Here is a 12,194-nt window from a genome sequence, read left to right as displayed (position 1 = left end):
TGTGAATTTTTTCACAGTTAATCCGTGTTCGGCCAGCATTGAACGCCATGCTCATTTGGCCAGTTGGAAATTGGCGACGAGGAACTCGTTCGCGGTCTTGTCGGTAAACGGTATCCAGCGCACGCGCTCTTCGGAAAAATCGGGATGCCGGGTGGCGAAAATGGCCATCTCGCGCCGTGCCTGTTCCGGCCGGCCGCTGCGCATCAGGGCGCCGATTTTCAGGAACCTGGCGTAGAAATAGCCCGGAGACAGGTTGAGCGAGCGGTCGGCGGCGGCGATCGCCGCCGGCCAGTTCTCGACGAAACTGTAGGCTGCCGTCAATTCCCCCAGATTGTGGAAGCGGTAGAGGTCGAACGGGCTCAGTCGCTCGGTGTCGAGAAAGAACGGAATCGCCGACGCGGCATTGCCGAGCAGCAACTGGGCGCTGCCCATGGCCGAGCGCGCAAAGGCAAAGCTCGGATTGATGTGGATCGCTTCCTCGAGATGGTCGACCGCCGATCGCGGTTCGCCTCGCATGATGTCGACGGCGCCGAGGTGGGCGTGCGGACGCGCATCCAGGCTGTCCATCAGCAAGGCCTTGCGGGCAAACTGCTCGACCTTGTTCAAATCGTCGCTGTCGCCGAACCGCAGCCATGCCCGCCAGAAATACCACCACGCCAGTTCGTTGAGCACAGCGCTCGAATTGGGGTCCTCGCGGTAGGCCTTCTGGAAGAATTCCAGCGCCATTTCGGTGTCGCCGCGGGTGCGCCGGTTCATATGCCAGCGTCCGCGCCGGACCAACTGCCAGGTCTCCAGGCTCTCCCAGGGCACCTGGAAGGTGCGCGCCTGCTCCGCCCGGTCGACCTCCTTGTCGAGGATCGAAACGATCTCGGCGCCGATCTGGTCGCGCAGGTTGAAGATATCGACCAGGTCGCGATCGAAGCGCTGCGACCAGACCAGCCGCCCGTTGGACGCGTCCGCCAGTGAGGTGTTGAGGCGGATCTGGCCACCATTGCGCATCAGCGTGCCGCTGACGATGTAGCGCGCGCCGAGCGCGTTGCCGATCACCCGCGTGCCCAGCGTATCGTCGCGAAACTGGAAGCTGGAACCCTTGGCGATGACCGAGAGCCACTTGGTGTTGGAAAGACCGTAGATGATGTCCTCGGCAATGCCATCGGCCATATAGCCGATGTCGTGCTCGCCGCCATTGCCCTGAAAGGGCAGCACAGCGATCGCCGGCGGGCCCTTGGATGACAGTTTCTGCTGGGCGTTGACCTGAGGGATGGCTGCGAACGATGCCGCCGGCGAGGATCCGTTGCCGCCGCGCCCGGCGATCAGGACGCGCACCGGCAGGGCAATGTTCTTCAGCATGAATTCGCCGAGATCGGTGAATTCGGCCGCCGTCTTGTCCTTCACATGGTGCCAGGTCGTCTCCGAAACGGCGAGACCGTCACCCGGCGCGAACTCCTGAATGCGAGCAGCGATGTTGACGTCGTCGCCGTACAGTTGCCCGCCACGCACGATGACGTCGCCGGTGTTGATGCCGGCGCGAAACGGCATGCGCATGTCGTCGGCGACCGAAGCGTTGAGCGCGACGATGCGGCCCTGGAAATCGAAGGCCGCGCGCAAAGCCTCGATCGGGTTGCCGAATTCGGCCATGATGCTGTCGCCGGCGTCGCCGAACGTGCGGCCGCCAAACGTGCCACAGCTGTCGGCGATGATGTCGCGCCGCTCCTCGAATGCCGCGACAGCGGACTCATCGTCGATGCCCATCAGCCGTGAAAACCCGACGGCATCGATAGAAATGATTGTCGCCAGCTGACGGGTGTAGTTCCGTACAGCCATGTTGGAGCCCCGGTCCCTTCTGGTTCTGGTCTAGCACAGGCGACGACCCGTTGCTGAAACGCTTCGCCGTGCGCTGAGAGAAGAAGATCCCGGCAGGTCTGGCGCGCCATGCCACCCTGCCAGGACCAGAAGTCTAGCAGGGTCTAGGCGAAAGCTCTACCACCATCGGGTTGTCCGGCGCAGGTCACGGCAGCGGCCATGGTTAGCCGCCGGTTACCGCAAATGCGTGGGGGAATTCGCCCCTCTGACCTCGTTTGCCGTGGGCGGAACAAATTGGCCTGCGAGCGAGTTTCCGGTGCGATCCATGCCAACATGAAATGAGGGCAATCATGCGATATCTTGTTTTGGCGACCGGCGCTGCACTTCTTCTCGCCGGCTCAACGGCCTTTGCCGCGGATGATGACAGGCCATTGCCGCCGAAGAATGCCCAGAAACTGTCGGCAATCATCGCCAAGGTCGAACAGCGCGATGGCTTCCTCTATGTCAAGGAAGTCGACTGGGACAAGGACGGCTACACCGTCACCTATTACACGGCCGACAAGGCGAAAGTCGAAATCACCTTCGATCCGGTGACCGCCGAACCAAAATAGCGCTGCTGCCCCTTCGGCAATTCCTTACAGCGAAACTTTTTGCCTAGAGTGATGGGCAAACTGGTGCGTGAAAGTGGGGCGGTCATGCTTTCTTCCAGCCGGGGTTCCAAATGGCTCGTGCCCGCCATTGCCTTGGCCTGCGCGATGATCTGCGGGACCGCGGCGCGTGCCGAGGGGCCGTCCTTCGATTGCCGCAAAGCCAGCCTGCCGGCGGAAAAGGCAATCTGTGCCGATCCACAGCTTTCCGCCATCGACGCGCTGGTCGCGAAGGCCTTTACGGGTTTCGAACCGGCCTTTGGCGGCGACAAGCGCAAGATCGCACGTGCGCTGATCGCCGACAGGAATGCCTGCGGGCAGGACGCCGCGTGCATCGTCAGCGCCCAGAACAACGCCCTGCAGACCTACGGCAATGCGCCATCCTGGGTGCAGGACTACAACATCGCGTTGATCGGCAAGAAGGCGCTCGACATCGCTGCACGCCATTCGGGCAGCCCCGACCAGCCCCTGCCCTCGTCGATCGGGCAATGCGCCTTCACCCACATCACGGCGCTAACGACGCGGCTCGGCGACGACCCGCTGGAAACCGCCAGTCCTGAAGCCGGCAGTCAGGCGCGATTCAGCAATGATGGTGCTGGCGTCTCCTATGAGCGTGAGCCTGGCCTCGCCAGTTCGAAGGTCGGCGACCCGGTCATAATGTGCCTGATATCGATCCCGCGCGACTGCCCGGAGGGCGACGACCGCGGCCGGGTCTATTACGGCGTGGACCTGACCCTCAAGGGCATGTGGGTGCTGCCGGATTCGCAGCATATGTGCGGCGGGGCCTGAAGATTCGCCGCAAAGCACTGCTGGATGCACTCTTGCGCCGATACGCCTTTGATGGCTGAGTGCGCGCAACGATTGCAGGGCACGGGGGTGCATGGCGATGGTAAAGCACGTTTTGAAGCGCATCCTGATGATGTTTGCCGGCTTCTTCGTTTCGGTGCTGATCGGGTTGATCGCGGTGGTGGTGATCTACAGCGCGCTCGCCGCGCTGCCCAACGCGCCGGACTATTTCGGCGCCATGGGGGTGACACCCGTCGTGGTGCTTTTGTGGCCGCCGCTCGGCATGTTCGTCTATTTCCTGACGATCATACTGACCGGTCTGCAGACGCTGATCTTCGCACTGATTGCCGAATTCTTCGCGCTGCGCAATTTCCTGGTCCACATGCTGTTTGGCGCTGCCGCTGCCGCGGCCGGCTTCTTCCTGATCTGGCCAGGTGCCGAGGAGGATGTCGAGCGTTGGGCCGATATCGGCATCATTGCCGGCGCCGGCCTGGTCGCGGGTCTCGTCTATTGGCTGATCGCCGGCCGTGACGCCGGCTTCCGGCGTCCGCTCATCCAGCGCTGATCGCACGAATCGCGCGACCGTCTATCGAACAAAACCTAAAGAAACCAAAGAGATAGGAATGGTTCCTCGTTTGGACGAACGAGGAACCATTGTGGGATCAGCTCGTCGGCGAACGCACCGCCTCGGTCGCGTCCAGTGCCTGCATCAGCCGCGTGTCGCGGTCGTAGACGTCGTTGAAATATTCGACGTTGCCGGACAGATCCGGCCAGGCGGTGAAGTACGCGACGTAGACGGGAATCTTGCGCGTCACGTCTTCGGTCGCATGGCCGTGCTTCAGCTTCTCGGCGATGTCGTCGACCGAGGTGCCGAGCACCGCCGCCGCCATGCCGCGCGGGTCCTGCAGGCGAATACAGCCGTGGCTCAGCGCGCGCATGTCGCGCTGGAAGAACGATTTTTGCGGTGTGTCGTGCATGTAGATGGCGTGCTTGTTGGGGAAGAGGATCTTCAACTCGCCGAGCGCATTGGCTTCGCTCGGCTGCTGGCGCACGCTGTAGGGAATGTTGGCACCGTAGGCGCCCCAATTGACGGAGGACGAAGGAACCCGCCTGCCGCGCGAATCGGTCACCTCGTAGCCGGCACGGTCGAGATAGCCCGGATCGCCGCGCAGCCTGGGCAGCATCTCATTGACGATGATCGACTGCGGCACGCCCCAATAGGGATGGAAATCGACCTGCTTGATCTCCTTGAAGAAGAAGGCGGTCTGGTTGGTGGTCCGGCCGATGACGACACGCGTCTTCAGCTTCTCCTCGCCATTGTCGATATAGCTGGCGGTGAAGGCGGGCTGGTTGATGAAGACGCGCGGACTGCCGAGATCGGACGGCATCCAGCGCAGCTCTTCAAGTGCTACCTGCACCTTCTGCAGCCGGTCGGCCTTGGAGGCGCCGGCGAGCGAGGCGACGGTGCGCGGGCCGATGACGCCATCGCCCTTCATGCCTTCCTTCACCTGCACGGCCTTGATGACCGGCACCAGTTCGGGAACATAGACGTCGCTGGTGCCGAGCCGGGCCAGGATCTCGCCATAGGCACCGCCCATCTCGTCGTCGAGATTGCGCGCGATCAGCGTCAGCAGCTTCGGCAGTTCGGCGCTGGTCTCGCCGGGCTTCAGCAACAGCTTGGGATCGACGACGATTTCGTTTTCGGCACTGGCCTGCAGTGATTCCAGTTCGACGCGCAGCGCCTGATATTCCGCATTCTGCGGATGGCGCGATTCGAGATAGGTGCGCACTTGCTGGGTGTGGGCGAGCGTCTTCAGCACGCCTTCCATGTCGACCGGCTTCGGCGGAAATTCATAGTAGCCGGTGATGCGGTTGGGATCGACGCGGCCGCTCTGCGCATCATGGGCATAGCGCAGCACGCGCGCCGACAGCGCCATCTCGAAGCGCACGAGTTCCTTCAGATGCGCGTCGGCATCGATCGCCGATGCGTTGGCAGCCGGTATCTCGACCGAGTAGTCGGCCGGCGTGAGGCCATAGCTCGCCGCCTCGCCCAGCACCCGTACCGCATCCTTGGCGCGGGCATTGGGACCCGCGTCGGCTACCCAGATGAAGTCCGGATTGGCCGAGTAGTAAGCGATCAGCGCCTTGGCGACGTCCGGCTCGGCATAAAGTTCGTAGTCGCTGAGGCCTGCAACCGCTTCGCGGAAGGCGGTGCTTGTCGCTGACGGCACAAAGGCAGCGTCCTGAGCTGTGGCCACCTGGGGCGGTGCCGCCACCAATGTGGTGAAGTCGACGCGTACCAGCCGGTCGGCCTTGTAGGTGTAGTAGCTCGGGCTGCTGATTTTGGTACCACCGCCCGACACTGCGGGCTTCGGCTTGCGCTTCGGTGGTGGTGGGAACTCGCCCTGCGGATCGTGCCTGACGCCGCCGCCGAACAGCATGTCGAACAGCCCCTGCGCGCCTGCCTGCGGTACACCGAAGGCCAGCGTTGCCGCAACCGCAAGCGGCATCACAGTGGCTTTATTTCCGAGGAATTTCATTAATCACCCGCTCCGGCTGCAAGCCGGCTCCTGTTCCGCGCCGCTAGACGATCTTGCCAACCGCATGGCGGATGTAAGGCGCTACTATACTGATTCATACTGATTTCGTTAAGCTTCCATAAATTTTGACGGGCCTGTTGCAGAACGGTTTCACAACATAGTGACGGCTGGAGCGGCGTTGCCGCCGCCCCAGACCGGTCAAAGCGGGCTGTTGCGTCAGGCGTTGGCGCCGCCGTCGATGGTCAGCGCCGCGCCGGTGACGAATCGCCCTTCCGGACCGGCGAGCCACGCAACCATGCCGGCGATCTCGTCAGCCTTGCCGAAGCGGGGCGTCGCCATCTTCTGCCGCTGGTGTTCGGCATGCGGGCCTTCGGCCGGGTTCATGTCGGTGTCGGTCGAACCGGGGTGAACGACGTTCGCGGTGATGCCGCGCGAACCGAGGTCGCGTGCCAGCGCCTTGGTCAGGCCGACCAGCGCCGCCTTGCTGGTCGAATATGCGCTGAGGCTGGTGTCGGTAACGCGCTCCGCCAGATTGCTGCCAATCGAGATGATGCGGCCGCCCTCGCCCATATGAGCCGCTGCCGCTTTCGAGGCGACGAACGGGGCTCTGAGATTAACCTCCATGGTTTCATCGAAGTCGGCCAACGACATTTGCTCGATGGGGGCGGCACGCCAGATGCCGGCGCTGTTGACGAGGATGTCGAGCCGGCCGAAGGCATTCACTGCCTCGGCGACCGAACCTTCGATTGCCGCGGCGTCGCGATTGTCGGCCTGGATGGCGATGGCGCGGCCGCCTGCCGCAATGATCTCGGCAACGACCGCCTGGGCCGGCGCCTCGCTGTTGACGTAGGTGATGGCGACATCGGCGCCATCGGCCGCAAGCCGCTTTGCAATCGCAGCACCGATACCGCGGCTGCCGCCGGTGACAAGCGCTGCCTTGCCGTTCAATCCGTTCGATGACATGTCATTCTCCTTTATGTAACGATCAATACATAAATACCTGGCAGCCTTGCCCGGCCAGGTCAACTGAATTATGTATCGATCAACACAGAAAAGAGCGCCATGCCGGAAAGAGGCCGTCCCCGCACCTTCGATCGAACCGCCGCCTTGCGGCAGGCGATGGAGCTGTTTTGGGCCAAAGGCTATGAAGGCACCTCGATGGCCGAGTTGACCGCGGCGATGGGGATCAGCTCACCCAGCCTCTATGCCGCCTTCGGCAGCAAGGAGGCGCTGTTTCTGGAAGCGACCGACTATTACACAAGGACCGAAGGCACCGAGATCTGGACCGCGCTGGACGAAGCGCCGACGGCCTGCCAGGCGATCGAGAATTTCCTGCGCCAGACAGCCAGGGCCTATTCGCAGAACGACCGACCGCAGGGCTGTCTGATCGCGCTTGGCGCGTTGCACAAGGACTCAAGCAGCGGCGCGATCTGCGATGATCTGCGCCGCCGGCGCGCCGAAAACCATACCCTCTTGCTGAGACGACTGGAACGCGGTGTGGCGGAAGGCGAATTGCCGCCAGGCTTCGACAGCGATGCGGCGGCGACCTTCTATGCGACGGTGCAGCACGGCATGTCGATCCAGGCCCGCGACGGCGCCTCGTGTGACGCGCTGATGGCTACCGTGGCCGGAGCGATGGCGGCGTGGCAGGGGCTTGCCGGAACGGCGTGACAAAGCGCTGGCGTTGTGCTGGAAATCCGGTGAGCGGCTGAAACGTGCCGGGAGGGATTGTCCATGAAAAAAGGCTATCGCGAGCTGCTCGACGAGGCCAATGCCGAGATCGAGGTGGTGTCGCCTGAGGAAGCGGCCGGGCTGCTCGACGACGAAGACACCATTTTTGTCGATCTGCGCGATCCTCGCGAAGTGGAGCGGGACGGCCAAATTCCCGGCGCCAAGCATGTCACGCGCGGCATGCTGGAATTCTGGATCGATCCCGAAAGCCCGTACCACAAGCCGTTCTTCGCCTCGGGCAAGAGCTTCGTCTTCTTCTGCGCCGGCGGCTGGCGCTCGGCGCTGGCCACCAAGACGGCGCAGGATATGGGGCTGTCGCCGGTCAAGCACATCCTCGGCGGCTACACCGCCTGGAAGGCGGCCGGACTGCCGGTCGAACCGGGCGGCAAGAAGAAATAACCAGTCAGGTCAGTGCAAGGATACTGCGTCCTGGTGACCGGTCACAAAGCCGACTGCACGTTCGACGACGCCTTTGTCGGCGAGAATGCGGCGGTGGCCGAGCCCGTCGGCCCAGTGCAACCGCACATGGCTGCCGGCGCCGGCATAGCGCCTGGCATGGTCAGCAGGAACCTCGCGGTCATCGGGCGCGTGGATGACCAGTGTCGGCACCGGCGCTTCGGCCAGCTGGCGGTCGCCGGTGAATTCGTTGAGCGGCCGGCCGGACAGCCGCTTCACCTGATCGGCCATGGAAACCTGCGAACGCGGGCCGACATTGAGCATGCGGCTGAAGTCGGCAAAGATCGCCGGCAGGGAGCTGGGTGCTGCGACCAGCACCAGCCGCTGGGCCGCCACCGGCTGGATGCCGGCGATGGAACCGGCAATGGCGTTGGCGGCGACGGCGCCGCCGAAGGAATGGCCGACGATCGCCTTAAACGGCCCGAACCAGTCGCTGGCCACCCTGGCCGCCTCGACCGCATTGACCATGTTGAGGCGACGGCCCAGCGACTGGCCGTGGCCCGGCAGGTCAAGCGAGGCGACCCGGTAGCCGGCATTGCGAAAGCCTTCGATCAGCGCACGCATATATTCGGTGCGCGAGCGCCAACCATGGATGACCAGCACTGTGCCGGCGGACGCCCTGCCCGGCTCCGGCCGGAATTCGTGCACCATGACGCAGCCGGCCTTGGTCTTCAGCCGGTGGTGGCGCGCCTCGGCCATGAAGCCGGCGGCGCGGTCGACGGCGCGCCGCTCGCCGTCGCTCAGCGCCTTCACGCTGGGCGTGCGGCAGAACAGTTCAAAGGCGGCGCGGCCGCTCAGGCGCGGCGCCACATGCTCGGCGGCGCCGAACACGCCCCGGATGACCTTCAGTCCAAATGATGCCATAGTGGCGATCCATCCATTCCGTTCAAGCATGAACATAATAGTTCAAACATGAACATTAAACAAGAGCTGCCCTGGGACAACCCGCGCTTTCGCAACTGGGTCGCGGTGGCGCGCGCTTGCCATGTGCTGGAGCGTGCGCTGGCGGTGAAGCTGGCGCCGCTGGACCTGAAGCCGGCGCAACTCGACGTGCTGATGAACCTCTATCGCCACCCCGGCATGTCGCAGCACGATCTCGCCCGCAAACTGCTGGTCGGCCGCTCCAACATCACTATGCTGTTGCCGCAACTCGAGGCGCGCGGCCTGCTCGTCCGTGAAGGCGACGAGAAGGACAAACGCGTGCTGCGGCTGACGCTTACCGAGGCCGGCACGGAGCTGCTTATGAAAGCGCTTAAGGTGCATATGGCGCTGATCGAGAAGGCGATGAGCCAGTCGACACCGGAACAATGCGACATGATCGGCGAACAGATGCGCAAGATCTACGATGTGCTGAAGGATACCTGAGCGGTTCGATCCGCACCTCGCACCTTACCACATCGTCTTCTTCGCCCGCTCCGGCCATTCCTTATCATAGGTTTCCGCGTCGATATTCTTGTGGCTGGTAACCTCCAGGATTTTTCCCGGCGTCGGCAGCGACTTCGGGTCGACATGCTTGGCCGGGTTCCACAGTTCCGAGCGAACGATGGCTCGGGCGCACTGGAAATAGACCGAATCGACATCGACTACGGTGACCGATCGCGCCGGCTTGCCTTCGACGGTGAAGGAGGCGCACAGCGCGGCGTCAGTGCTGATTCGGGCGCGGCCATTGACACGCAAAGTCGTGCCCGAGCCCGGCACCAGGAACAGCAGCCCGACGCGCGAATCCCGGATGATGTTCTTCAGCGAATCGGCGCGGTTGTTGCCGCGCCGATCCGGCATCATCAGCGTCTTCGGATCATGGATGCGCACGAAACCGGCGAGATCGCCACGCGGTGAACAGTCTAAGCCCTCCGGCCCACTCGTTGCCAAAGCGACAAAGGGCGAAGCCTCGATGAAGGCGGCATATTCGGGAATGACATGGTCGAGTTCCTTGACCGTCGACGCTTCGCCGGGCAGGCCGTAGAGCGCTTCGAGCTGTTCAACCGATGTGATCTCAGACATTTTCCCGTCTCCGAACCTTTGCCGGCGCTACTCCCAATCAATGACGTTTTGACGACAACGGCGAGCTAGCGGTCGCGGCTCAGCCCCTTCTCCTGGAGTTCCGCAAGATAGGCATTCCAGCGCTCTTCCTTTTCATGGCCGAGCGTATGCAGATAATTCCAGGTGAAGATGCCGGTGTCATGGAAATCGTCGAAGGTGATGCGCACGGCGTAGTTGCCGACCGGCTCGATCTTGAGGATGGCGACGTTGCGCTTGCCCGGCACCGTCACCCGCTGCTCCGGCGAGTGGCCCTGCACTTCGGCCGAGGGCGAGGCGACGCGCAAAAGTTCGGCCGGCAGTTCGAACGGTTGGTGACCGGGAAAGGTGACGGACAGCAGTTTTCTGTCCTTCGAGACCCTGAGTTCCTTCGGCGCCGTCATTGTCGTCCACCCTGCATCGATCCACCCTTCCCTACGCTGCTTCGCTCAGCCGGAAAAGGTCATTTAGACGCTGCCGACATCGGATGTCGGCCAGGGAATGTTACCAAAGATCATGAGCGGCTATCTTGAATGGTGGGTTGGTTCGTATCACATAGCCGTATATAACGGCGCCACTAGCAGCCATTGGAAACGCTTGACGCATGGACATGATCGATCCTTTCGGTCGCACGATCAGCTACTTGCGCGTGTCGGTCACCGACCGCTGCGATTTCCGCTGCACCTATTGCATGGCCGAGGACATGGCATTCCTTCCCAAGAAGGACCTGCTGTCGCTCGAGGAACTCGACCGGCTCTGCACCGTCTTCATCGAAAAAGGCGTGCGCAAACTGCGCCTCACCGGCGGCGAACCGCTGGTGCGCAAGAACATCATGCATCTGGTACGCCAGCTCTCGCGGCACCTGAAAAGCGGCGCGCTGGAAGAACTGACGCTGACCACCAATGGTTCGCAGCTGTCGCGTTTTGCCGCCGAGCTCGCCGATTGCGGCGTCGAGCGCATCAATGTCTCGCTGGACACGCTCGACCCCGACAAGTTCCACGCCATCACCCGCTGGGGCCATCTCGACAAGGTCATGCAAGGCATCGACGCCGCGCAGGCGGCGGGGCTGAAGGTCAAGCTCAACGCGGTGGCGCTGAAGGATTTCAACGACGCCGAGATTCCTGAGATGCTGCGCTGGGCGCATGGCCGCGGCATGGACCTCACCGTCATCGAAACCATGCCGATGGGCGAGATCGACGCCGACCGCACCGACCAGTATCTGCCGCTGTCGCTGCTGCGCGCCTCGCTGGAGCGGCAGTTCACGCTGAGCGACATCCCCTACAAGACCGGCGGCCCCGCCCGCTACGTCCATGTCGCCGAGACCGGCGGCCGGCTCGGCTTCATCACGCCGATGACGCATAATTTCTGCGAAAGCTGCAACCGCGTGCGGCTGACCTGCACCGGCACGCTCTATATGTGCCTCGGCCAGGAGGATGCAGCCGACCTGCGCGCGCCGTTGCGTGCGTCCGAAGGCAACGAACTGGTCGCCACCGCAATCGACGAAGCGATCGGCCGCAAGCCGAAAGGCCATGATTTCATCATCGACCGACGCACCAGCCGCCCCTCGGTAGCGAGGCATATGAGCGTCACCGGCGGCTGATTTTCCGCGTTCTCGTGCGAAGGATGACTCCACTTTTTGATCGGAGGCATGGCATGAAGCGTTTTTTGTCAGGTTTGGTATCGGCAGCATTGATCGCGGCAAGCAGCGCCGCTGCCGCGCCGTTCACCTATACCAATGCGCGCTTCGGCACCGTCTGCACCTTTCCCGACGAAATCTTCACAGACCGCCAGCCCGAGCCGGACAATGGTGACGGACAGCAATGGCTCAGCGCCGACGGCGCCAGCCTGATCTGTTCCGGCATCTTCAACGTCAGTGAGGACACTCCCAAAACCTTCGTTGCCGAGGAGAAGGCCAGCAAGGAGGCGGGCTACGAGATCAGCTACAGCAAGACAGGCAAGAACTGGGCGGTGCTGTCGGGGCTCAAGGATGGAAAGATCTTTTACGAGCGGCGTCTGTTCGGCAAGGAAGGCGTCATTCACACCATATGGATCGACTATCCGCCGGCGGTGAAAGCGAAATACGATCCGCTGGTCGGCGCCATCGCCGGCAGCCTCAAAGCCCGTTGAGCATTTTCGGACACATCCCAGAAAAGTCCTCTGCGCAAAACGGCCGGCGGATTTACCGCAAGCGCGATCAGGCCTAGCTTCCCGCCTG

The 12,194-nt window shown here is 62.9% G+C and carries 14 protein-coding genes; 8 read left to right on the top strand and 6 right to left on the bottom strand.

Going from position 1 to position 12,194, the window contains the following annotated elements:
* Nucleotides 1–51 precede the first annotated feature (51 nt).
* Nucleotides 52–1,824 (bottom strand): adenylate/guanylate cyclase domain-containing protein, encoded by a 1,773-nt coding sequence (locus tag AC04SG_RS03510; protein ID WP_488549953.1) that lies wholly within the window; start codon nucleotides 1,822–1,824, stop codon nucleotides 52–54.
* Between the two features lie 329 nt (nucleotides 1,825–2,153).
* Between AC04SG_RS03510 and AC04SG_RS03505 the strand changes: the two genes are divergently transcribed.
* From AC04SG_RS03505 to AC04SG_RS03495, 3 genes are all read left to right on the top strand, one after another.
* Nucleotides 2,154–2,414 carry a PepSY domain-containing protein gene (locus tag AC04SG_RS03505; protein ID WP_488549952.1) on the top strand — a complete coding sequence of 87 codons (261 nt, stop codon included), beginning with the start codon at nucleotides 2,154–2,156 and terminating at the stop codon, nucleotides 2,412–2,414.
* Between the two features lie 51 nt (nucleotides 2,415–2,465).
* On the top strand, nucleotides 2,466–3,239 hold the full coding sequence (locus tag AC04SG_RS03500; protein WP_488549951.1) for a lysozyme inhibitor LprI family protein: 774 nt from the start codon (nucleotides 2,466–2,468) through the stop codon (nucleotides 3,237–3,239).
* A gap of 91 nt (nucleotides 3,240–3,330) precedes the next feature.
* Nucleotides 3,331–3,801: a hypothetical protein gene (locus AC04SG_RS03495; protein ID WP_488549950.1), complete on the top strand. Its 471-nt coding sequence runs from the start codon at nucleotides 3,331–3,333 to the stop codon at nucleotides 3,799–3,801.
* 97 nt (nucleotides 3,802–3,898) lie between these two features.
* Here AC04SG_RS03495 and AC04SG_RS03490 read toward each other — a convergent pair whose 3' ends face one another.
* Nucleotides 3,899–5,776 (bottom strand): L,D-transpeptidase family protein, encoded by a 1,878-nt coding sequence (locus AC04SG_RS03490; protein ID WP_488549949.1) that lies wholly within the window; start codon nucleotides 5,774–5,776, stop codon nucleotides 3,899–3,901.
* 216 nt (nucleotides 5,777–5,992) lie between these two features.
* Entirely contained in the window at nucleotides 5,993–6,739 is a 747-nt protein-coding gene (locus tag AC04SG_RS03485) for a 3-oxoacyl-ACP reductase family protein (protein ID WP_477349041.1), read from the bottom strand.
* A gap of 99 nt (nucleotides 6,740–6,838) precedes the next feature.
* Here AC04SG_RS03485 and AC04SG_RS03480 point away from each other — a divergent pair, with 99 nt between their 5' ends.
* Together AC04SG_RS03480 and AC04SG_RS03475 are read left to right on the top strand one after the other, a co-directional pair.
* Nucleotides 6,839–7,447 (top strand): TetR/AcrR family transcriptional regulator, encoded by a 609-nt coding sequence (locus tag AC04SG_RS03480; RefSeq protein ID WP_203278283.1) that lies wholly within the window; start codon nucleotides 6,839–6,841, stop codon nucleotides 7,445–7,447.
* A 63-nt stretch (nucleotides 7,448–7,510) separates the two neighbouring features.
* Nucleotides 7,511–7,906, top strand: coding sequence for a rhodanese-like domain-containing protein (locus AC04SG_RS03475; protein ID WP_192254046.1), 396 nt, complete (start codon nucleotides 7,511–7,513; stop codon nucleotides 7,904–7,906).
* Nucleotides 7,907–7,915: 9 nt separating this feature from the next.
* Here AC04SG_RS03475 and AC04SG_RS03470 read toward each other — a convergent pair whose 3' ends face one another.
* Nucleotides 7,916–8,827 carry an alpha/beta hydrolase gene (locus AC04SG_RS03470; protein WP_488549948.1) on the bottom strand — a complete coding sequence of 304 codons (912 nt, stop codon included), beginning with the start codon at nucleotides 8,825–8,827 and terminating at the stop codon, nucleotides 7,916–7,918.
* Between the two features lie 48 nt (nucleotides 8,828–8,875).
* Here AC04SG_RS03470 and AC04SG_RS03465 point away from each other — a divergent pair, with 48 nt between their 5' ends.
* On the top strand, nucleotides 8,876–9,328 hold the full coding sequence (locus AC04SG_RS03465) for a MarR family winged helix-turn-helix transcriptional regulator (protein ID WP_112561703.1): 453 nt from the start codon (nucleotides 8,876–8,878) through the stop codon (nucleotides 9,326–9,328).
* A 24-nt stretch (nucleotides 9,329–9,352) separates the two neighbouring features.
* On the opposite strand, the gene AC04SG_RS03460 is transcribed toward AC04SG_RS03465, so the two are convergent.
* Both AC04SG_RS03460 and AC04SG_RS03455 read right to left on the bottom strand, forming a co-directional pair.
* Nucleotides 9,353–9,964, bottom strand: a complete 612-nt coding sequence (locus AC04SG_RS03460) for a pyridoxamine 5'-phosphate oxidase family protein (protein ID WP_488549947.1) — start codon at nucleotides 9,962–9,964, stop codon at nucleotides 9,353–9,355.
* A 65-nt stretch (nucleotides 9,965–10,029) separates the two neighbouring features.
* The gene (locus AC04SG_RS03455) at nucleotides 10,030–10,383 is read right to left on the bottom strand and encodes a gamma-butyrobetaine hydroxylase family protein (RefSeq protein ID WP_488549946.1); all 354 of its coding nucleotides are present in this window, start codon (nucleotides 10,381–10,383) and stop codon (nucleotides 10,030–10,032) included.
* 200 nt (nucleotides 10,384–10,583) lie between these two features.
* Between AC04SG_RS03455 and moaA the strand changes: the two genes are divergently transcribed.
* Together moaA and AC04SG_RS03445 are read left to right on the top strand one after the other, a co-directional pair.
* Complete coding sequence (gene moaA, locus AC04SG_RS03450) at nucleotides 10,584–11,579, top strand: GTP 3',8-cyclase MoaA (protein ID WP_488549945.1); 996 nt, start codon at nucleotides 10,584–10,586, stop codon at nucleotides 11,577–11,579.
* Nucleotides 11,580–11,632: 53 nt separating this feature from the next.
* Complete coding sequence (locus AC04SG_RS03445) at nucleotides 11,633–12,106, top strand: hypothetical protein (RefSeq protein ID WP_488549944.1); 474 nt, start codon at nucleotides 11,633–11,635, stop codon at nucleotides 12,104–12,106.
* Nucleotides 12,107–12,194: the final 88 nt, after the last annotated feature.

It is taken from the genome of Mesorhizobium sp. CNPSo 4684 (assembly GCF_057784315.1).
This window is presented reverse-complemented; position numbering and strand designations above follow the sequence as displayed.

Coding starts and splice junctions, on each gene's coding strand:
- AC04SG_RS03510 (WP_488549953.1), bottom strand. CDS start 1,824: ATGGCTGTACGGAACTACACCCGTCAGCTGGCGACAATCATTTCTATC.
- AC04SG_RS03505 (WP_488549952.1), top strand. CDS start 2,154: ATGCGATATCTTGTTTTGGCGACCGGCGCTGCACTTCTTCTCGCCGGC.
- AC04SG_RS03500 (WP_488549951.1), top strand. CDS start 2,466: ATGGGCAAACTGGTGCGTGAAAGTGGGGCGGTCATGCTTTCTTCCAGC.
- AC04SG_RS03495 (WP_488549950.1), top strand. CDS start 3,331: ATGGCGATGGTAAAGCACGTTTTGAAGCGCATCCTGATGATGTTTGCC.
- AC04SG_RS03490 (WP_488549949.1), bottom strand. CDS start 5,776: ATGAAATTCCTCGGAAATAAAGCCACTGTGATGCCGCTTGCGGTTGCG.
- AC04SG_RS03485 (WP_477349041.1), bottom strand. CDS start 6,739: ATGTCATCGAACGGATTGAACGGCAAGGCAGCGCTTGTCACCGGCGGC.
- AC04SG_RS03480 (WP_203278283.1), top strand. CDS start 6,839: ATGCCGGAAAGAGGCCGTCCCCGCACCTTCGATCGAACCGCCGCCTTG.
- AC04SG_RS03475 (WP_192254046.1), top strand. CDS start 7,511: ATGAAAAAAGGCTATCGCGAGCTGCTCGACGAGGCCAATGCCGAGATC.
- AC04SG_RS03470 (WP_488549948.1), bottom strand. CDS start 8,827: ATGGCATCATTTGGACTGAAGGTCATCCGGGGCGTGTTCGGCGCCGCC.
- AC04SG_RS03465 (WP_112561703.1), top strand. CDS start 8,876: ATGAACATTAAACAAGAGCTGCCCTGGGACAACCCGCGCTTTCGCAAC.
- AC04SG_RS03460 (WP_488549947.1), bottom strand. CDS start 9,964: ATGTCTGAGATCACATCGGTTGAACAGCTCGAAGCGCTCTACGGCCTG.
- AC04SG_RS03455 (WP_488549946.1), bottom strand. CDS start 10,383: ATGACGGCGCCGAAGGAACTCAGGGTCTCGAAGGACAGAAAACTGCTG.
- moaA (WP_488549945.1), top strand. CDS start 10,584: ATGGACATGATCGATCCTTTCGGTCGCACGATCAGCTACTTGCGCGTG.
- AC04SG_RS03445 (WP_488549944.1), top strand. CDS start 11,633: ATGAAGCGTTTTTTGTCAGGTTTGGTATCGGCAGCATTGATCGCGGCA.